The sequence below is a fragment of the Brevibacterium sp. genome, from assembly GCF_031179145.1.
Lineage (GTDB): Bacteria > Actinomycetota > Actinomycetes > Actinomycetales > Brevibacteriaceae > Brevibacterium.
In genome coordinates this window covers 213,202-232,039 of the sequence record NZ_JAPSIB010000003.1, presented here as the reverse complement: position 1 = coordinate 232,039, position 18,838 = coordinate 213,202, and the positions used below count along the sequence as shown (strand labels likewise).

Below are 18,838 nucleotides of genomic sequence, written 5' to 3'. Positions count from 1 at the left end.
TACTCCGCCTCAGCGACCGGTCGTGATCGAATCGTCGACGATGCCCCGGGCCCGGCGCTCCGCGAGTCGAGCGCGCTGCGGCTCGACGACGTGACGCGGGTCCTTCGTTGATTCGATACCGGCCTCGAGCATCCCGAACCGGGTGTACGCCGAGGCCGCGGCCAGGGCAACGCCGCTGACTGCGGAAACGGCGCGCAGGATCGTACGGGTCTTCGTCGATTTCGACTCCCGGAGCTTCCTCGACAGGAAGCGGGCGCCCACCTCGACGGCGGCGGCGCCGACGGCACCGGCGATGAGGAGCTTTTCCGAGCGATGCAGCTTCTCGCCGGGTTCGCCCTCGTCCATCGGCTCCACCTCGACGGGGTGCATGCGCTTCCTCATCCCCTGCATGGCGACCAGGTCTCCTGCCGCACCGGCGAGAGCGAGCAGGCGAGCCGGACCCGTCTCACGCACCGGGGCCAGGGCCATCGCGGCTCCGCCGGCGGCCATCGAGGCGGAGGACACGAACACATACGGCAGACCGTTGCGCCCAGCGGCATTCCAGGTCGGCACCGCAGTGGCGCCGAGGAGCACCGCGGTGTACGCGGCGAGTGGAGTGGCGAAGACTGCGGATTCGACCGCGGCAAGGGTCTCCATGGCGTGCAGCGGCCTGCGCAGGGGCCCCAGCGGCAGGAGCTTCTCACCCGTGAGCCGGTCGACCTCGATCGCAGCGGTGACACCTGCACCGACGCCGAAGCCGGAGAGGATCCACGTGCCCAGGCTCATCGGCGACGTGACCTTGACCGTGCGCATCATGTTGAGGAACCGCTCGGGCCGGCCGAGGTCGGCCACCAGCGCGGCGCCGCCCACTCCGGTCGCCGTGATCGCCGTCAGCCGGGTCGCGGAGCGCAGGCCCGGGCGCTCGGTGAGCTGGGCGCCGAGGCCCAGCAGAGTCGACCCGCCGGCAAGCCCGCCGAGGAACAGGTAGAGCGAGATCTCGTGACCCCACGGTGGAGCCTTGACGATCGACCTGCCGTAGTAGGAGGAGAACTCGACGTCCTCGACCATCGGCATCTCCCGACCGCCGTCGGCGCCCCGGTTCTGCCAACCACGGCCACCGCCCTTGCCCGGACGACCATCGCGGTCACCTCGGCGGCGTTTCCTCCGACCCTCGGCAAGCTCCGGCGGACGGTAGGAATCGAATTCAGATCTGCTCATGAACGATGGCTCCCGAAGAATGCGAGACCGGCGGCGACGACCATGCCGAGTGCCGCCATTCCGGCGGTGGCGTACATGTGCGGCAGGTCCTTGGTGGCGACCCGTGGGTCCGGCGGCAGGCCGTAGACCTCCGGTTCGTCGAGGATGAGGAAGACCGATCCGATTCCGCCGACTCCGTCATTCGGGTTGGCGCCGTAGAGGCGCGCTTCGGTCAGGCCCTTCGCATGGAGTTCGGCGACACGCTCGTGGGCCTGGGCGACCATGTCCTCGTGATCGCCGAACTTGATCGAGGTGGTGGGGCAGGTCTGGGCGCAGGCCGGAGTCTGCCCCTCGACGAGTCGGTCGTAGCACAGGGTGCACTTGTTCGCGGTCCCCTTGTCGGGCACATCCATCTCCGTGGCGCTCCGGCCACGGTCGGTGGGCGTGTTGATGGTCCCGTCATCGCGGCGTTCGATGACGCCGAAGGGACAGCCGGCCACACAGGTGCCGCATCCGTTGCAGACGTCGTTCTGCACCACGACGGTGTCGAACTCGGTCCGGAACAGGGCACCGGTGGGGCAGACGTCGAGGCAGCCGGCGTGGGTGCAGTGCTTGCACACGTCGGAGGACATCAGCCACCGGAAGTCAGCGGTGTCCGGGGGCGCGGTGTCGAGTCCGGCGAAGTCCTCGGGGTCGGAGGGCTGCAGGGCCCCCGGAGCGAGGAGGTCGATATTCATCTCAGGTGAGCTCGGCAGGGTCGACACCGGTTGGGCGGCGGCGGTCTCGTCCGTGCGGGGACGGATGCTGGGCATGCCGAGGCTGACGAGCTTGCGCCCTGACTCACGCGCCTTCTCGATCCGCTCGCTGTCCTGCTCGATGAACGCGACGTGCCGCCAGGTGTTGGCACCGAGACTGCCCGTGTTGTCGTAGGAGGACCCGAGCAGCTCGTAGGTGCCGTCCTGCGGGTTGCGGTTCCATTCCTTGCACGCGACCTCGCAGGCTTTGCAGCCGATGCAGATCGAGGTGTCGGTGAAGAACCCTTTGCGACCGTGCGCCGAGTGGTCCCAGTGCCCGTCGGCAATGGCGTCGTGTCCGAACGTCGACGTCGTCATCGGTCCTCCTCTTTCTCGTCTGCTCCGTCCGGTGCGCCCTCAGGCGCATCGGAACCTTCCGCGTTCCTGCTGTCCTCGGCCTTCCCTGTCTGGCGACCGGGAGTGACGTTCACCTGTCCGGTCCTGTCGTCGGCATTGGCATGTCCGTTCTCACTGGCCTCACCCGCCATCGGCGACTTCGACTCGGCGGTCTCGGAGTCCCAGCTGCCGTCGGATCCTTCGCCCTGACTCTTTCCGCTTCGGCCTCCGCCGCTCGACCCGTAGGTCCGGGCAGGAACCGTTCCGACCGCGGAGTGTCCTTCGCGGCCGACGTGTCCTCCGGAGTCCGCGTCCGTGCGCGCTGCCGCCGAGGCGGCCACGACCTCCTCGGAGACTGTCAGCGACTGGTTTCCGGACTCGGTGGTCAGTCCCGCGTTGGCCTGGAACTTCGCGACGAAGTCGACGAGATCCTCGCCGCGCGGCCTCCGCCCGGGCAGGACGGCACCGGCGACGTACTTGCTGTTCTGGATGAACACGTTCGGATCCATCGTCACGCCGAGGAGGTCGTTGGCCGAATCGCCTTCGACGACGGCGTTTCCGCCCACTCCCCAGTGGTAGGGCAGGCCGATCTGATGGACCGTTCTGCCCCCGATGGTCAGGGGGGTCATCCGGTTCGTCACGAGCACCCGTGCCTCGATGGCCGAGCGCGGCGAGACGAGGGTGGCCCACCCGTAGGGTTCGAGCCCCAGCTCCTCGGCGAGTTCCGGCGAGACCTCGCAGAACATCTCCGGCTGCAGCTCGGACAGATACGGCAGCCAGCGCGACATGCCGCCGGCCGTGTGGTGCTCGGTCAGCCGGTAGGTCGTGAAGACGTAGGGGTAGACCTCGGAACCGGGGTAGCCGGACCCGGGTGCGGAGAGGTTGTCGTCACGCTTCATCGTCAGTCGTGTGGGACTGTTCTGCTGATCGTAGAGCGGATTGCGCACGGTCGATTCCTGCGGCTCGTAGTGCGCAGGCATCGGACCGTCGATCATTCCGCTCGGAGCGAAGAGCCAGCCCTTGCCATCGGCCTGCATGATGAACGGATCGTCCCCGTCGAGCTGGCTCGGACCGCCGTACGGCTCGTCCGACCGGGCGCTCGGCGCGCGGTCGATCGGGAAGTCGGGACTGTCAGTCCCGGCCCACCGATCTGCCTTCTCATCCCACCACACGAGCTTCTTCCGCTCAGACCAGGGCTTGCCGTCAGGGTCGGCGGAGGCCCGGTTGTACAGGATGCGCCGGTTCGCCGGCCAGGCCCAGGCCCATTCGGAGGCCATCTCGTCCTGCTCCGCGCCCGGCTTGCGCCGGGCTGCCATGTTGACGCCCCCGGCATAGACGCCGGCGTAGATCCAGCAACCGCCCAGCGTGGTTCCGTCGTCGGTCATCTCCGTATAGGAGGTCAGCGGTTCTCCGTCCCTCTCCCCGCCGAGGTGGTAGCCGTTGATCTCCTTGAGCACCGCCTCGGCGTCGATCTCCTGATCATCGTCGAGCGGGTAGTCCCACGTCAGGTCCAGGAGCGGCCGGTCGCGGGGGTCCTCGGAGTCCTTGAGCTTCTCCCGGATGCGCTCACCGAGCTCGTAGAAGAACTCGAGCTCGCTCTGGGCGTCTCCCGGCGGGTTCACGGCCTTGTGCCGCCATTGCACAAGACGCTGGGTCTGAGTGAACGTGCCGGCCTTCTCGGTGTGGTTGGCGGCGGGGAGGAAGAACACCTCGGTGTCGATGTCCTCGGTGCGCAGCTCACCGGTCGCGATCTCCGGACCGTCCTTCCACCAGGTGGCGGATTCGATGAGGTTGAAGTCGCGCACGACCATCCACTTGAGATGGCTCATCGCCATTCGCTGCATCTTGCCGTTCGCGGAGCCCACCGCGGGGTTCTGGCCGAGCAGGAAGTACCCGTCGACACCGTCCTCGAGCATCCGCACCTGTGTCTGGTAGGTGCCGTGGGCACCGGTGAGACGGGGCAGGTAGTCGTACGCCCAGTTGTTCTCGGCTGTGGCTGCGTCTCCCCACCAGGCCTTGAGCAGGCTGACGGCGTAGGAGCGTCCGTTGGCCCAGTATCCGCGGTGGGTCTCGGGTGTGCCGATGGCGGCGACGAAGTCGTCGAACGTGTCGTGAACGCCGGCCCGCGGCATCGGCAGATAGCCCGGCAGCAGGTTGAACAGGGTCGGGATGTCGGTCGATCCCTGGATCGTGGCGTGGCCGCGCAGAGCCATGATGCCGCCGCCCGGACGGCCCATGTTGCCCAGCAGCAGCTGCAGGATCGAGGCCGTGCGGATGAACTGGGCGCCCAGCGAATGCTGGGTCCACCCGACCGCGTAGGCGAAGCAGGTCGTGCGCTCCCGTCCCGAGTTCGAGGTGATCGACTCGAGCAGGTAATCGAAGTCCTCCGGCCCGATGCCGCAGTTCTCGGCCACCATCTCCGAGGTGTAGCGGGCATAGTGGCGCTTGAGGATCTGGAACACCGTCCGCTGATCGGCCAGCGCCGGATCCGTCACAGCATTCCCGGCTTCATCGGTCTGATAGGCCCAGGTCGAGTTGTCGTAGGTGTTCGTCTTCGGGTCATAGCCCGAGAACAGCCCGTCGAGGTCCTCCGTGTCCAGGTATTCGTCGCTGATCAGGTTCGTCGCGTTCGTGTAGGCGCGCACGTACTCATCGAAGTACAGCCCCTCATCGAGGATGCGGTTGATGAGCGCGCCGAGGAGCACGATGTCCGACCCTGCGCGGATCGGGACATGCTTGTCCGCGAGCGCCGAGGTGCGCGTGAAGCGGGGATCGACGTGGATGATCCGGGCACCACGAGCCTTGGCCTCGGTCACCCATTGGAAGCCCACTGGGTGGCACTCGGCCATGTTCGATCCCTGGATGACGATGCAGTCCGCATTCGCCATGTCCTGGAGCGGTTGGGTGGCGCCGCCGCGCCCGAACGAGGTTCCCAAACTGGGAACCGTGGCGGAGTGTCAAATGCGAGCTTGGTTCTCGATCTGTATCGCCCCGGCTGCGGTGAACAGCTTCTTGGCGAGGTAGTTCTCCTCGTTGTCGATGGTCGCCCCGCCGAGGCTGGCGATCCCCATCGTCCGCCGCAGCGGGTGGCCCTTGTCGTCGAAGTCCTCCCAGTGGTTGCGGCGGGCTGCGAGGAAGCGGTCGGCGATCATGTCGATCGCTGTGCCCAGATCGAGCTTCTGCCAGTCCTTGGCCTTGGGCGCTCGATAGAGGACTTCGGTCTGCCGCCCGGGAGCGTTGACCAGCTGTTCGCTGGCAGCGCCCTTGGGGCACAGTCTCCCGCGGGAGATCGGGGAGTCGGGATCGCCTTCGATCTGGACGACTTTGTCGTCCTTGACGAAGATCCGCTGGCCACAGCCGACGGCGCAGTACGGGCAGACGGACTGCACGACCTTGTCCGCGGTCGTGGTCCGAGGCGTGGTCTCACGCGTGCGCTGGGACACCACGGATTCGCCCCGTCCGGACTTGTCGGACGTGCGGAGCTGCCGTATCACCGGCCACTCGAGGAAACTGAACCGAGCCATGTGCACACCTTAGCCAATGCCCTGGCCAGGGGCCAGCATCGGGTCCCCGAGTCCTCGTCCGATTCCGTGCAACCGGACAGCTGATCGGTCTGTCCGCCGGCTCGTGCGCAGGACTGTCCGCCTGCCCGTGCGTCGGCGCTTCACGGGTGGGCTGCTTTTCGCTGTGATCGACGCCACTCGGTATTGTCGGTTGTGGGCCGAACTCAGCAGGCGGCCCTGTTCCCACCCGCGGACCTGCTTCGATCCTCAGCACAGCCCCACCCTCGGACCTGTTCCCACCCTCAACGGAGAGAGACCATGAGCGAGAGAGCCACCCCCGCAGCACTCGAGTACGACGCCACCCAGGAACTGAGCATCAAGGACGCCAACAAGGTCGCGCTCGGGGCGCTCATCGGCACCGCCCTCGAATGGTATGACTTCTTCCTGTTCAGCGCCGCGGCGGCCCTGATCTTCAACGTCCAGTACTTCACCAGTGAGAACGCCACCGCAGCCGCTCTGGCCTCCTTCGCCACCTTCGGCGTCGGCCTCGCGGCCCGTCCGATCGGCGGAATCATCTTCGGCCGGATGGGCGATCAGATCGGACGGCGCCGGGTCCTCATGATCACGATCGTCGGCATCGGTCTCGTCACCGGCCTCATCGGGATGCTCCCCACCTACGCCGCCATCGGATTCGCCGCCCCGGTCCTGCTCGTGCTCCTGCGGATCCTGCAGGGGCTGTTCGTCGGCGGCGAATGGTCGGGAGCGATGACGATCGTCGTGGAGAACGCTCCACTGCACCTGCGGGCTCGCTACGCCGCGATCCCGCAGATCGGATCCCCCATCGGCACGATCCTGTCCTCCGGCGGGTTCTTCGTCATGACGCTGCTCTTCTCTCAGGACAACTTCGACTCCTGGGGCTGGAGGATTCCCTTCCTCATCGCCCTCCCGCTCCTCCTCGTGGCCGTCTGGATCCGCAGCCGCCTCGAGGAGTCACCGGTGTTCCGCCAGCTCGAGGAGTCCGGCGAGGTCTCCAAGAGCCCGGTGCGGACCACCCTGCGTCAGAGCTGGAGGCAGATCATCGTCGGAATGGCCGCGGCCCTGCTCGGCGTCGGCGGGTTCTACCTCGTCACGGCCTTCTGCGTCTGGTACGGCGTCAATGTCCTCGGCTACGACGACTCCCTCCTCCTGCTCGGCAGCATGGTCGCCGCCGCCGTGGAGATCTTCATCCTCATCTGGGGTGGCATGCTGGGGGCCAGGTACGGGGCGAGCAGAGTCATCCTCTGGGGAGGGGTCGCCTCGGCGATCATGGCCGTTCCCTCGTTCCTGCTCTTCTCCTCGGACCGGCCGGTCCTCATCGTGCTGGCCATGGTGCTCGCGGTGTCCACGCTGTCCCTGCCCTACGCGGCCTCGGGCACCGTGCTCACCGGCCTCTTCCCTGCCGCCACCAGGTACACCGGGGTGGGGATGGCGCAGAACGCAGCGGGGATGCTCTCCGGGTTCATTCCCCTGCTCGCCACCGGCTTCGTCTCCGCAGCACACGGCCATTGGTGGCCCGCCGCCGCCATGCTCACGTTCCTGTCGCTGTTCACCGCGTTCGCCGGCGCGATCGCCCCGCGGCTCAGCGTCGACCTGCCCGGGTTCAAGCACTGAGGCACCGGCAGCGCAACCGGCACAGAAAGATCACCTGCCCGCAAACTACGCCTGAGTGTTAGCCTCTGAGCCATGGTGACTTGTCGAATGCTCGGGCACCGGTTCCGCTTCCGCTCCGAGGGCCGCACGATGGTCTGGGAATGCGAGCGCGGCTGCGGCGCCGGGGGGACGAAGACCTATCCCACTGCCGACCGCGCCGCCCGGTACGCGACGGCATTCGACCGCGACGACTCGGAATCCCTCGGGCGCCGTGCACCACTGATTGGGCTGTTGCCCCTGCGGCTGTGGCGGAAGTTCAACGACCGCTCGTAGACCCCGGGGCCGGCGTTCGGTTGGAAGGGTGAACGATGGCACAAGGAGATCTCGGCACCATCACGACGAAGGTGCCTGCCAGGCTCGACCGGCTGCCGTGGACGAAGTTCCACTGGCGTGTCGTCATCGGTCTGGGAACGGTGTGGATCCTCGACGGGCTCGAGGTGACGATGGTCGGCAGCGTCGCGGCGCGGCTGACCGAAGAAGGCAGCGGAATCGAACTCGGTGCGGCACAGATCGGCATCGCCGCAGCGGTCTACATCCTCGGCGCCTGTCTGGGAGCCCTGTTCTTCGGTCAGCTCACCGACCGATTCGGCCGCAAGAAGCTCTTCATCCTCACTCTCGCCGTCTATGTCGTCGCCACCGTCGCGACGGCGTTCTCCTTCTCCCCGTGGTACTTCTATCTGGCACGGTTCGTCACCGGTGCCGGCATCGGCGGTGAATACGCGGCGATCAACTCCGCCATCGACGAGCTGATCCCAGCCCGCAAGCGGGGTCAGGTCGACCTCGTCATCAACGGCTCGTATTGGCTGGGCGCTGCCGGTGGTTCGGCCCTCGCCCTGCTGCTGCTCAATGAGGACTTCTTCGCCAAGGACCTCGGCTGGCGGCTGGCCTTCGGCCTCGGCGCCCTGCTCGGTCTGCTCATCTTCATCGTCCGCCGTCACGTTCCCGAGAGCCCGCGCTGGCTGTTCATCCACGGCCGGGAAGACGAGGCGGAAGCGATCATCGAGTCCATCGAACGCGAGGTCGAGGACGAATCCGGTGAGCACCACCTCGAGGAGGTCGACGACAAGGACTCGCTGACCATTCATCAGCGTCACACGATCCCGTTCCGGGAGATCGCGAAGGTCGCCTTCACGCAGTACCCCAAGCGCGCTGTCCTGGGCTTGGCCCTGTTCGTCGGGCAGGCGTTCCTCTACAACGGGATCACGTTCAACCTCGGAACCCTGATGACCGGCTTCTTCGGCGTCGCTGCGGCCACAGTCCCGATCTTCCTCGTCCTCTGGGCGATCTCGAACTTCCTCGGACCGGTCATCCTCGGACGGCTGTTCGACACCGTCGGCCGCAAGCCGATGATCTCGATCACCTACCTCGGTTCGGCAGCCGTCGCGGTCGTCCTCGCCCTGATCCTGACCGGCAGCGACAATGCCTGGCTGTTCCTGACGGTTCTCATGGTGTGCTTCTTCCTCGCGTCCGCGGGAGCGAGCTCCGCCTACCTCACGGTCAGCGAGATCTTCCCGATGGAGACCCGCGCCCTGGCCATCGCCTTCTTCTACGCGATCGGCACGGGCCTCGGCGGCATCATCGGGCCCCTGCTGTTCGGCCGCTTCATCGAGTCCGGCGACGTCGGCCTGGTGGCTCTCGGCTTCTACATCAGCGCCGGCGTGATGGCGCTGGGCGGGATCTGCGAGCTCATCTTCGGCGTCAAGGCCGAAGGGAGGAAGCTCGAGGACATCGCCCGCCCGCTGACGGCCGGAGAACCGAAGAACTCGCCGCAGAGGAGTTGAGGATGGAGACGCCAGCGTCCGCAGACCGGCGAGCGCGGAGTTCAGTCTCGCGCGGTCGCCGGCAGCGCCCGGATGTTCGCAGCGATGAGGGTGCCCAGCACGGAGGTCAGCGCACCCGCCAGGACCAGCGACGCCAGCACCACGATCTGGAACTGGGCGGCCTCGATCGGCGACGCACCGCCGAACAGTGCACCGACGAACGCTCCCGGCAGCGTCACCAGTCCCGTGTTCTTCGTCTGATCGAGGCTCGGGATCAGCGCTTCCCTGATCGCGTCCTGGCGCAGGCGCTGCACGGCGCGTCTGGGTCTGGCCCCGAGCGACAGCCACGCCTCCACCTCACCGGTGTGGGAGCTGATGTTCGAGGCGAACCTGCGCATCGCCAGGGTCGCGATCATCATCGAGTTCCCGATCACGATGCCCGCGACGGCGATGACCTTCTCGTAGTCCCCGGCGACGAGTCCGAAGGCGAAGACGAGGGAGATCGTGACAGACGAGCCGACCAGCACACCGATCACCGCACCCCGGGGTCCCAGCGGCAGCTCCCGGGCTCGCCGGAATGACGTCACCGAGGCGGTCGTGGCCATCAGCGCCACGAAGGCGACCACGGTCCACCAGGTCGTCAGTGCGCCCTGGAGCAGAAGGGCCACGAGCCCGAGCTGGACGAGGGCACGGACGACCGCGACGACGGGCAACCACCCGAGACCTGCCTCGGCGGTCCTGAGGACGACCATCGCGCCGCCGACGATGACGGCGGTTCCGAGCAGGAAGGGAAGCAGCTCCGGGATCGACACGCTCCTCAGTGTAGATCCCGGGCAGAAGGTGATTGAATTCTCCTGACCCCTGCACCGCTGCAGGGGGCGAGGAGGGGCGGTCATCATGGCAGACGAACTCGGGTGCCGGGGCGAGGCTCCTGCACCAGGGGGCAGCCCAGACGGTGCCGACCCGAAACGGCGCCCAGCGCCCTCGCCGCTGGCGCAGCTCGCGCTCATCGCCACGGTGCAGATCCTCGCGATGGCGACCTGGTTCTCGGCCTCGGCAGTGGTGCCGGCCCTGCGGACGTCCTGGGGCATCTCCGATGCGCAGGCGATCTGGCTCACCGGATCGGTTCAGCTGGGCTTCGTGGGCGGGGCGATCGCCTCGGCGGCTCTCAACCTTCCCGACCGATTCCCGCCGCAGCGGGTGATGGCCTGCTCCGCCGTCGGCGCCGGCCTGGCCACAGCCGCGCTTCCGTTCCTCGCCGAAAGCTTCGCCGCGGTCATCGTCCTGCGCCTGGCCACCGGCCTTTTCCTCGCCGGTGTCTATCCGGTGGGGATGGCGCTCATGGCCTCGTGGTTCGCACCCGCCCACCGCGGGCTGGCGATCGGTGTCCTCATCGGTGCCCTCACCCTGGGTTCGGCACTTCCCCACCTGCTCACCGGTCTCGAGGAGCTTCCCTGGCAGGGGGTTCTCCTCTCCGCATCAGCGCTGGCTGCGGTCGCTGCGGCACTCGCGTTCCTGTGTGTCCGCCGCGGACCGCAGCTGGGTGGACGTGGGGGCACCCATCGGCCTCGCTATGCGCTGGAGATGTTCCGTGAGCGGGGTCCGCGGCTGGCCAATCTCGGCTATTTCGGTCACATGTGGGAGCTCTACGCCCTGTGGACCTGGCTGCCCGCCTTCCTCCTCGCGGCCCATCCCTCCGCGCCGATCGGACTGATCTCATTCCTCACCATCGGAGGAGCCGGCGTCATCGGCTGCCTGCTCGGTGGGTGGGCCTCGGGCAGGTTCGGGCGAGCGCGAGCGGCCGGCCTCGCCATGATCGTCAGCGGTGCATGCTGTCTTGCCTCGCCTCTGGTGTTCGTCGCGCCCTGGCCGCTGGCCCTCATCATGCTCGCCGTGTGGGGAGCGGCGGTCATCGCCGACTCGGGAGTGTTCTCGACCGCGCTCAGCGAGGTCGTCGACCATCGGTACACGGGCACTGCGCTCACCGCGCAGACGGCGATCGGGTTCCTGCTCACCCTCGTCACGATCAACCTCGTGCCGGTGCTGGCGCGGTTGCTCGGCTGGCAGTTCGCCTTCATCGTCCTTGCTCTCGGCCCACTCCTCGGCGCCGTGGCGATGCGATCCTTCGGACGCCTGGTCAGAGGCACGCCGTCACCGAGGTGATCCGCCCGCCGTGATGGCTCAGCGCACCATCCGCGCCTCGACGATTCCGGGGAACGAGTCTTCGACCTGCTCCGCACCAGCGAGTCCGAATCCGTTGCGGCGGTAGAACGCGATCGCCCGGACGTTGGTCTTCTCCACCCACAGGAATGCCGGCTCGTTGCCGAGCACTGATTCGAGCAGTCTCTGACCGACTCCCTTTGTGTGGTGTGCGGCCAGGACGTAGAGCGAATAGAGCAGCAGCGGACGGGGAGACGTCTGAGCATCCTGCGGTGGGCCGGCGAGTGCGAAGCCGATGATCGCCTCCTCCCCTCCAGGGTCGCCCCTCGCCACGCGAACCCTTCTGTGCGGATTCTCGGTGCCGAGGACCTCTCTCCACAGCCTCTCGCGCCCCTGCTCCCATTCGCGGCTGAAGAAGCCCGCGGGCAACAGGTGCCCGTAGGTCTCCTTCCACGCCTCGATGTGGATCCGGGCGATCCCCTCCGCGTCGGTGGGACTGGGCAACGCGATGCGACAGCTCATGGATGCAGGCTAGACCGGTCTTGCTGCCGCAACGAATCCGAGTGGCAAGGCAATTTGCCAAGGAGCACCGCGAATCGCAGGTTCGGGACGTGAATGTGTGCATTCGGCCCGAAGTCTGTTATTGTTGAATTGTTGCCGCACGATCAGGTGCGGAAGATATATGGCTAAGTAAGTGTAGGTAGATCCACTTGACGCCATGCCACTGCCTCTAGGCGCGTGTCTACCATCCGCGCAACCCGATCGGGACTATTCATTCGTTTGCAAGCTTCTCTCCTGCACCTTCCAGGTGCTCGGAATCACAGCGAGCTATTCCTCCGAATTCTTTCGGAAGAATTGTCTGAATTTCCACTCCCGCCGGGATAACCGAATAAACTGCATTATCACATCGGCCGCGAGTGCGGTCGATCGAAACAAAGGAAAAAGCATGAGCACAGGTACCGTGAAGTGGTTCAATTCTGAAAAAGGCTTCGGATTCATCCAGCCCGACGACGGTTCTGCCGACGTCTTCACCCACTTCTCTGCAATCGAGAGCACCGGCTATCGTGAGCTGACCGAAGGCCAGAAGGTCGAATTCTCGACCGAAATGGGCGCCAAGGGCCTGCAGGCCACCAGCGTGCGTCCTCTCTGATATTCGGAGCTGACGATCGCTCAATGAGGCCCGGTACCAATGCGTACCGGGCCTCATTGGCACCGGGGAGTCCACCCCACGACATTGGACGATTCGCCCAACGATGCCGGAGAAGTTCATGACCACCACACCGACGATTGCTGAACCTGTCAGGCCTGTGACACGCCGGAAACAGAAACACCTCGGCGTCGATTCCTTCCCCCCTCAGATCAAATCTTTCGCCGAGGTGTCGCAGAAGGTTCGCAACCTCGGCCTGCTGGAGCGCACCCCCTGGTTCTATCTCACGGTCGGCCTGGCTCTGACCGTCGCCTTCGCGGGCTGCGTCGCCGGATTCGTACTCCTGGGAGACAGCTGGTTCCAGCTCCTCATCGCCGCCGGCCTCGGAATCATCTTCACGCAGGTCGCCTTCCTCTCCCACGAGGCCGCCCATCGACAGATCCTCGCCACCAAGAAGGGCAACGACCGTCTGTCCCTCATCCTGGGCGTCGGAATCGTCGGGATGAGCTATTCGTGGTGGGACTCCAAGCACTCCCGCCACCACGCCAATCCGAACAAAGTGGACAAGGATCCCGACATCGCCACCGGTGCCATCGTCTTCCTCGAGGAGGACGCCGGCAAGGACCGTGGCATCTGGAAGCTCATCACGAAGTACCAGGGCTGGGCGTTCTTCCCGCTCCTCACGCTTGAGGGCCTCAATCTGCACTACCAGAGCCTCGCGCACTTGATGTCGAGGGGCAAGGTCAAGAACCGCTGGACCGAGCTGACGCTCATCACCGTCCGGTTCATCGCCCTGCTCGTGCCCCTGTTCATGTTCCTGCCGCTGGGAATGGCGTTCGCCTTCCTCGGCGTTCAGCTCGCAGTCTTCGGCGTCTACATGGGAGCCTCGTTCGCCCCCAACCACAAGGGCATGCCCGTCATCGCCCGTGATGCCAAGATCGACTTCTTCTCCAAGCAGGTCCGCACATCGCGGAACATCCGCGGCGGCTGGTGGGCCACCTGGCTGATGGGCGGCCTCAACTACCAGATCGAACACCATCTGTTCCCGAGCATGTCCCGACCGCATCTGGCCAAGGCCCGTGAGTTCGTCATCGCCAAGTGCGAGGAACAGGGCGTTCCTTATACCGAGACGAGCCTGGTGCGCTCCTACGCGATCGTCATCGACTATCTCAACCGCGTCGGGCTTTCGGCCAGGGATCCGTTCGACTGCCCCATGATGGCTGAGTTCCGGCGCGCCTAGTCGCAGCCCGATCAGCCTAGTCGCAGCCGATCAGCTGACGCACTGCCGGGACACCGTGGAGACGAATATCGCCTCTGCGGTGTCCTTCCCAATTCATCCGGGTCAATCGCCACCGCTGGAGCAGTGCGGGTTCGCCCCTCCGCGTGTCCCATTCGACGCCGTTCTTCTCGTAGCCCAACAGCTCGGACACGCGATTCGAACCGAGATTATCCACGAAGGCATCAGAACTCGCCTCCCGCGCGTCGAGGCCGGCGAACGCGAGGTGGAGGATGGCGCTGCGCATCTCCGTGCCCAACCCACGTCGCCGCACGTCGGTCGACAGCCATGAGAATGTCAGGACCGTGCCGCAGGTGTCGAACTTCTCCGCGATGAGGTCCTGCATCCCGACCGCCTCTCCGTCGACGACGACGGCGAAGCTGAGCCGGAACTGCGTGGGATCAAGTATGCTCCGTCCGCGCCAGCGGCCGCGCAGCCATTCGTGGACTCGCGCCTCGGGGTCGGATTCGTAGAACGGCATCGGATCGTCGTAGGGCGCAGGCTCCGCGAAGGTCTTCCCCTCATAAACCAGGGGCGCCAGTTTCGCCAGCATCTCATCCGTGGCTCCGACCAGCTCAAGCCGGGGCGTGACCACCCGGATCTGCAAAGGCGCGTAGTCCAACATGGCTCCAACCTAAGCTTGCAGGGGCGAAACTGCAATGGTCGTGGACGAGCGTTGGCGCCCGTCCGCGGAGTGCGATGGTGTGACGTGGTCGCCGGGCCGTGAAACCGCGATGGTGTGGGTGTGGCTGCGCGGCCACGAAACCCGCGATGGTGTGGGCGTGGCTGCGCGGCTGCGGAACCGCGATGGTGTGGGCGTGGCTGCGCGGCTGCGGAACCGCGATGGTGTGGGCGTGGCTGCGCGGTAGAAGTGGTTTCCGCAGGAAGAAGTCCGACGACCGCTCGGTCCGGCAGGCAGAGATCATTCGGACAGCGATAAGTCCTTGCAGTTCTCACTTTGGGCGGCGGGCTTCTGGCGTGGGGCTACCGGCAATCGTCTTCGGGCGCCCGTCGCGGCGGGCGCCTGCTCTATCCTCGGAGACAGGCGGGGACACCTCGTCCGCGGTTTCGCGCGCCTTGTCCGTGTACATTTCGTCCACACGATCGTTGAGCAACGTTTGCTTGTATTCGGACTGGGGACATTCGACTATGAGAGCATGTCGACCCTGCCCCTGATCTTCCTCGGCGTGAGCTACGCCTGCATCCTCTTCGCACTCGGACGCGTCTCCAATCCCGCACGCGAACGCCTGCCTCTCCACCAGATGGACCGGGCAGCTGTCGTCCACACGATCGCCCGCGGCTGGTCCGTCCTCACCTCGGCGCAGGCCCTCAGTCGCATCACCGACCTGCTCCATCGCGATTTCCCGGGTCCGCAGCATCCACTGTGAGCAGGCACGGGACACCCGAAGCCTCCAGTCCCATGGCCACGATCGAACGGCGATGGTGTGGGCGTGGCTGCGCGGTAGAAGTGGTTTCCGCAGGAAGAAGTCCGACGACCGCTCGGTCCGGCAGGTGCAGATCATTCCGACAGCGATAAGTCCTTGCAGTTTTCACTTTTGGCATCCGGCTTCGGGCGTTCGGCACGACCTCGACCGAGGAGCGCTTCTTGGTGCGCAACCACCTGTTCCCGCAGCGCCTGCACGACGGCCGCGACCGCAGGTCGTCGCAGGGACTCGGGTCTCAGCACCATCCAGTACGGGAGACGTTCGGCGACCTCGCGGGGGAAGAGCCGAATCAGGTCGGGGTGGAGGTCCGCCATAAACGTCGGGAGGAACCCGATTCCCGCACCGGATCGAGTGGCTTCGACATGAACGAAGACATTGGTCGAGGTCAGGGCATCCTTGATCTCGGGGAACAGCCGGCGCGGAGCATCGAGGTCGTCGACCTGAAGCATGGAGTCGATGAAGTACACGAGGTGATGTGCCATGAGGTCGTCGACGGTCGACGGCATTCCGTTCTCAGCCAGGTAGTCCTGAGAAGCGTACATACCGAGTTCGTATTCACCGAGAAACAAGGCCTCGGCGCGGTGGACTCGAGGCTCGCCGACGACGACCTCGATATCCAGTCCGGATCGCTGCTGCAAGGCCTGACGGGTTACGGTCACGATCTCCACGCTGAGCCCCGGATGTGTGCGCCGCAGCTTTGCCACAGCAGGAGACGCGACATAGGCGCTGAATCCATCGGTCGCGGTCATCCGGACCACCCCGGTCACCGGGTCGGGAGTCTGCCCCCACTCGCCGAGGCTGCCCACCGCACTCTCCACCTTCTCAGCTGCGCGCACCGCCTGTTCACCCAACTCGGTCAGCTCCCACCCGCTGTCGGTCCGCGAGAGGACTCGACCGCCGAGAGCCGTCTCGAGGGAGGCGATTCGACGGGAGATCGTCGTGTGGTTCACGCCCAGAGTGCGTGCCGCAACTGCGTACCTCGCCGACCGGGAGACGGCGAGCAGCACCAGCAGGTCATTCGGGTTGGGGTCCATAGGTGCAATCGTACGCAGAGGACCATTGGGGCTTCAGCGGCCTGAGTCAGCGGCCTGAACCAGGCCGCGAAGCGGCCCAAGTCAGCGCATCCTAGGCCGCGGCCCCGGCCACGTGGCCCTTGCTACGGAACCCCTATTGCGGCATGTTGACGAAGCGGGACTTCGCACCCTGGAACGCCACCGGGATGTCACCGGTCGGCCCCGCACGGTGCTTGGCGACGATGATGTCCGCCTCACCGGCGCGTTCGTGCTCCTTGTCGTACATGTCCTCACGGTGGATCAGGAGCACCATGTCCGCGTCCTGCTCGATCGACCCGGACTCACGCAGATCCGAGATCATCGGGCGCTTATCCGTACGCTGCTCACTGCCGCGGTTGAGCTGCGACAGAGCGATCACCGGGACCTCGAGCTCCTTGGCGAGCAGCTTGAGGGAACGGGAGAACTCGGAGACCTCCTGCTGACGCGATTCGACGCGCTTACCGGAGCTCATCAGCTGCAGGTAGTCGACGCACACCATCTTCAGGTCATGTTGTTGCTTGAGGCGGCGGCACTTCGCGCGGATCTCGGTCAGCGCCATGTTCGGGGAATCGTCGACGAACAGCGGCGCGTCGTTGATCCGGGCCTCCGTCGCGGCCAGGGTCGTCCAGTCATGGGGGCTGAGCTCACCTCGGCGGAGGTTCTGCAGGGGAATCTCCGACTCTGCGGACAGCAGCCTCATGACGAGTTCGTTCTTTCCCATCTCCAGGGAGAAGAACACGGCGGCCTGGTGGTGGTGGATCGCGGCGGAACGGACGAAGTCCAGCGCCAGCGTCGACTTTCCGACACCGGGACGGGCAGCGATGACGATCATCTGGCCCGGGTGGAGGCCGTTGGTCAGCTGGTCGAACTCGACGAACCCGGTCGGCACCCCGGATGTCTGCCCGTCGGTGTCGCCGTTGCGCTCGATCTCCTGCGCCACTTCGCCGAGGATCTCGGACAGGACCACGTAGTCCTCGGTCGTGTGCCGCTCGGTGACCTGATAGATCTCGGCCTGGGCGAGGTTGACGACATCGTCCGTGTCGCCCTCCGCGTCATAGCCCATCTGCACGATCCGGGTGCCGGCCTCGACGAGGCGACGGAGCACAGCCTGCTCACGGACGATCGCGGCGTAGTAGCCGGCGTTCGCGGCGGTCGGCACGGAGGAGATGAGGGTGTGTAGATAGGCGGGACCACCGATGCGCGAAAGGTCGCCGGTCTTCGTCAGGTAGTTCGCCACCGTCACCGAGTCCGCGGGTTCGCCTCGCGAATAGAGGTCGAGGACGGCTTCATAAATTGTCTCGTGTGCGGGTTTGTAGAAGTCATCGCCGGCCATCGACTCGACGCAGTCGGCGATCGCGTCCTTGGACAGGAGCATCGCGCCGAGCACGCTCTGCTCCGCCTCGATATCCTGTGGAGGAGTCCTCAGACCGTCGTAACCCTGATCGTTGCTCAACAACTGCTTCCCTCTCCAGTACCGCGCACCAGAAATCAGTGCCTCTCAACTGTAACCGGGTTCGAGCCCCCTTCCTTCACCCGGATTCGGTGTCCACCACAGGCGCCGAGGTGGCAGTCCTCACTCCCGCGTGCGGACCGCGGTCGCCACCTGGACGAGGATCGGCTTGGACACCTGCAACCCGGCTCTGATAAGGACGATAGCCGCGACCACTGACGCGAGAATCGTGAGGAACGTGACGGGACTGGGTGCTTCAGTCTTGCCACCCCTGCATGCGCAAGGCCGAAAAAGGAATCCCTCCGTACCGTCAACGAAGAGAGGATCATCCCGCAAACTACGGATGTTGACAGTGAGTTATGTCACATCTAGGATACCTACCATTCCTGCATTTACCATCAACAAAGAGGTTGATCTATGCTGCATCAGGTCCACACCACCGTCAGTCCCTACGTACGCGATGCACTTCGCGAGAACAGGGAACGAGCCCATACCCACATCATGTCGGCGTTCCCGCGAGTGGACGGAACGGACTCTCCTCGTGCAGCCATGTCGATCCTCTGGTATCTCGACGATCGGGCCCAGCGGCTCACTGTGCAGTCGGCCGCACCACCGACTTCTCCGGGCCTCCTCGGGGAGGTTGAGTCCTTCGGATCCATCGAAATGCCCCGCCAAGGAGACCATCTCACTATCTCCGTCTTCCGCAATTGTCAGAAGACTCCGCCGTCTCGCACCCCGGAAGAACTCCGGTCCCTGCTCAAACAAGGGAAGGCCTACCGTTCCCGCATGATCATCGTTCCCGAGGAGGAGCGCACTGAGTGGGCGGCCAAGCGACTCTCTGCTATTGGTCTCATCGCCGATCCCGGTTCATTGAAGCTCGGTCCCCTCGTCAGCGCTCGTCTCGGAGGTCGTCGCCAGAAGGTCCCAGCAGTCGAGATCACGGCGCAATGCATCGTGGCCGAAGCCGAACAACTGTCCGCCTCAATCACCAAAGGAGTCGGAAAGGCGAAAAACTACGGTCTCGGCCTCCTCCGAGTCCGGACCGACTGA

General features: G+C 65.6%; 15 protein-coding genes and 1 pseudogene. 8 read left to right on the top strand and 8 right to left on the bottom strand.

Annotation, left to right across the window (positions count from 1 at the left end):
• Positions 1-9: 9 nt before the first annotated feature.
• From nrfD to fdnG, 3 genes and pseudogenes are all read right to left on the bottom strand, one after another.
• Positions 10-1,197, bottom strand: a complete 1,188-nt coding sequence (nrfD, locus tag RIT73_RS04220) for an NrfD/PsrC family molybdoenzyme membrane anchor subunit (RefSeq protein WP_309130803.1) — start codon at positions 1,195-1,197, stop codon at positions 10-12.
• Positions 1,194-2,288, bottom strand: a complete 1,095-nt coding sequence (locus RIT73_RS04215) for a 4Fe-4S dicluster domain-containing protein (protein WP_309130802.1) — start codon at positions 2,286-2,288, stop codon at positions 1,194-1,196. Before RIT73_RS04215 ends, nrfD begins: the two co-directional genes overlap by 4 nt.
• 365 nt (positions 2,289-2,653) lie before the next feature.
• Positions 2,654-5,830: pseudogene (fdnG, locus tag RIT73_RS04210) on the bottom strand (formate dehydrogenase-N subunit alpha); the annotation flags it as partial.
• A gap of 297 nt (positions 5,831-6,127) precedes the next feature.
• Between fdnG and RIT73_RS04205 the strand changes: the two are divergent.
• The 3 genes from RIT73_RS04205 (at position 6,128) to RIT73_RS04195 (ending at position 9,279) form a co-directional block, all read left to right on the top strand.
• Entirely contained in the window at positions 6,128-7,459 is a 1,332-nt protein-coding gene (locus tag RIT73_RS04205) for an MFS transporter (RefSeq protein ID WP_309130801.1), read from the top strand.
• A 72-nt stretch (positions 7,460-7,531) separates the two neighbouring features.
• Positions 7,532-7,771 (top strand): hypothetical protein, encoded by a 240-nt coding sequence (locus tag RIT73_RS04200; protein ID WP_309130800.1) that lies wholly within the window; start codon positions 7,532-7,534, stop codon positions 7,769-7,771.
• Positions 7,772-7,806: 35 nt separating this feature from the next.
• Positions 7,807-9,279: an MFS transporter gene (locus tag RIT73_RS04195; RefSeq protein WP_309130799.1), complete on the top strand. Its 1,473-nt coding sequence runs from the start codon at positions 7,807-7,809 to the stop codon at positions 9,277-9,279.
• Between the two features lie 41 nt (positions 9,280-9,320).
• On the opposite strand, the gene RIT73_RS04190 is transcribed toward RIT73_RS04195, so the two are convergent.
• Positions 9,321-10,070, bottom strand: a complete 750-nt coding sequence (locus tag RIT73_RS04190; protein ID WP_309130798.1) for an ABC transporter permease — start codon at positions 10,068-10,070, stop codon at positions 9,321-9,323.
• A gap of 85 nt (positions 10,071-10,155) precedes the next feature.
• On the opposite strand from RIT73_RS04190, the gene RIT73_RS04185 reads away from it, so the two are divergent.
• Positions 10,156-11,421: an MFS transporter gene (locus tag RIT73_RS04185; protein WP_309130796.1), complete on the top strand. Its 1,266-nt coding sequence runs from the start codon at positions 10,156-10,158 to the stop codon at positions 11,419-11,421.
• Positions 11,422-11,439: 18 nt separating this feature from the next.
• Here the strand turns inward: RIT73_RS04185 and RIT73_RS04180 are convergent, their stop codons facing one another.
• A complete protein-coding gene (locus RIT73_RS04180; protein WP_309130795.1) occupies positions 11,440-11,940 on the bottom strand; it encodes an N-acetyltransferase in 501 nt (166 codons plus the stop codon).
• A 424-nt stretch (positions 11,941-12,364) separates the two neighbouring features.
• On the opposite strand from RIT73_RS04180, the gene RIT73_RS04175 reads away from it, so the two are divergent.
• A complete protein-coding gene (locus tag RIT73_RS04175) occupies positions 12,365-12,568 on the top strand; it encodes a cold-shock protein (RefSeq protein WP_113903112.1) in 204 nt (67 codons plus the stop codon).
• A gap of 118 nt (positions 12,569-12,686) precedes the next feature.
• Positions 12,687-13,805 (top strand): acyl-CoA desaturase, encoded by a 1,119-nt coding sequence (locus tag RIT73_RS04170; RefSeq protein ID WP_309130794.1) that lies wholly within the window; start codon positions 12,687-12,689, stop codon positions 13,803-13,805.
• Positions 13,806-13,821: 16 nt separating this feature from the next.
• On the opposite strand, the gene RIT73_RS04165 is transcribed toward RIT73_RS04170, so the two are convergent.
• Positions 13,822-14,466 (bottom strand): GNAT family protein, encoded by a 645-nt coding sequence (locus RIT73_RS04165; RefSeq protein ID WP_309130793.1) that lies wholly within the window; start codon positions 14,464-14,466, stop codon positions 13,822-13,824.
• 532 nt (positions 14,467-14,998) lie between these two features.
• On the opposite strand from RIT73_RS04165, the gene RIT73_RS04160 reads away from it, so the two are divergent.
• The gene (locus tag RIT73_RS04160) at positions 14,999-15,229 is read left to right on the top strand and encodes a hypothetical protein (RefSeq protein ID WP_309130792.1); all 231 of its coding nucleotides are present in this window, start codon (positions 14,999-15,001) and stop codon (positions 15,227-15,229) included.
• A gap of 131 nt (positions 15,230-15,360) precedes the next feature.
• Here the strand turns inward: RIT73_RS04160 and RIT73_RS04155 are convergent, their stop codons facing one another.
• Complete coding sequence (locus RIT73_RS04155; RefSeq protein WP_309130791.1) at positions 15,361-16,320, bottom strand: LysR family transcriptional regulator; 960 nt, start codon at positions 16,318-16,320, stop codon at positions 15,361-15,363.
• A 133-nt stretch (positions 16,321-16,453) separates the two neighbouring features.
• Complete coding sequence (gene dnaB / locus RIT73_RS04150) at positions 16,454-17,791, bottom strand: replicative DNA helicase (protein ID WP_309130790.1); 1,338 nt, start codon at positions 17,789-17,791, stop codon at positions 16,454-16,456.
• Positions 17,792-18,205: 414 nt separating this feature from the next.
• On the opposite strand from dnaB, the gene RIT73_RS04145 reads away from it, so the two are divergent.
• Positions 18,206-18,838 carry a type I-E CRISPR-associated protein Cas6/Cse3/CasE gene (locus RIT73_RS04145; protein ID WP_309130789.1) on the top strand — a complete coding sequence of 211 codons (633 nt, stop codon included), beginning with the start codon at positions 18,206-18,208 and terminating at the stop codon, positions 18,836-18,838.

Excerpts from the sequence above, each read along its gene's own strand:
- RIT73_RS04185 (WP_309130796.1), top strand. The coding sequence starts at position 10,156 with ATGGCAGACGAACTCGGGTGCCGGGGCGAGGCTCCTGCACCAGGGGGC.
- nrfD (WP_309130803.1), bottom strand. The coding sequence starts at position 1,197 with ATGAGCAGATCTGAATTCGATTCCTACCGTCCGCCGGAGCTTGCCGAG.
- RIT73_RS04195 (WP_309130799.1), top strand. The coding sequence starts at position 7,807 with ATGGCACAAGGAGATCTCGGCACCATCACGACGAAGGTGCCTGCCAGG.
- RIT73_RS04160 (WP_309130792.1), top strand. The coding sequence starts at position 14,999 with ATGTCGACCCTGCCCCTGATCTTCCTCGGCGTGAGCTACGCCTGCATC.
- RIT73_RS04200 (WP_309130800.1), top strand. The coding sequence starts at position 7,532 with ATGGTGACTTGTCGAATGCTCGGGCACCGGTTCCGCTTCCGCTCCGAG.
- RIT73_RS04155 (WP_309130791.1), bottom strand. The coding sequence starts at position 16,320 with ATGGACCCCAACCCGAATGACCTGCTGGTGCTGCTCGCCGTCTCCCGG.
- RIT73_RS04175 (WP_113903112.1), top strand. The coding sequence starts at position 12,365 with ATGAGCACAGGTACCGTGAAGTGGTTCAATTCTGAAAAAGGCTTCGGA.
- RIT73_RS04180 (WP_309130795.1), bottom strand. The coding sequence starts at position 11,940 with ATGAGCTGTCGCATCGCGTTGCCCAGTCCCACCGACGCGGAGGGGATC.
- RIT73_RS04205 (WP_309130801.1), top strand. The coding sequence starts at position 6,128 with ATGAGCGAGAGAGCCACCCCCGCAGCACTCGAGTACGACGCCACCCAG.
- RIT73_RS04145 (WP_309130789.1), top strand. The coding sequence starts at position 18,206 with ATGCTGCATCAGGTCCACACCACCGTCAGTCCCTACGTACGCGATGCA.
- RIT73_RS04170 (WP_309130794.1), top strand. The coding sequence starts at position 12,687 with ATGACCACCACACCGACGATTGCTGAACCTGTCAGGCCTGTGACACGC.
- RIT73_RS04215 (WP_309130802.1), bottom strand. The coding sequence starts at position 2,288 with ATGACGACGTCGACGTTCGGACACGACGCCATTGCCGACGGGCACTGG.
- RIT73_RS04165 (WP_309130793.1), bottom strand. The coding sequence starts at position 14,466 with ATGTTGGACTACGCGCCTTTGCAGATCCGGGTGGTCACGCCCCGGCTT.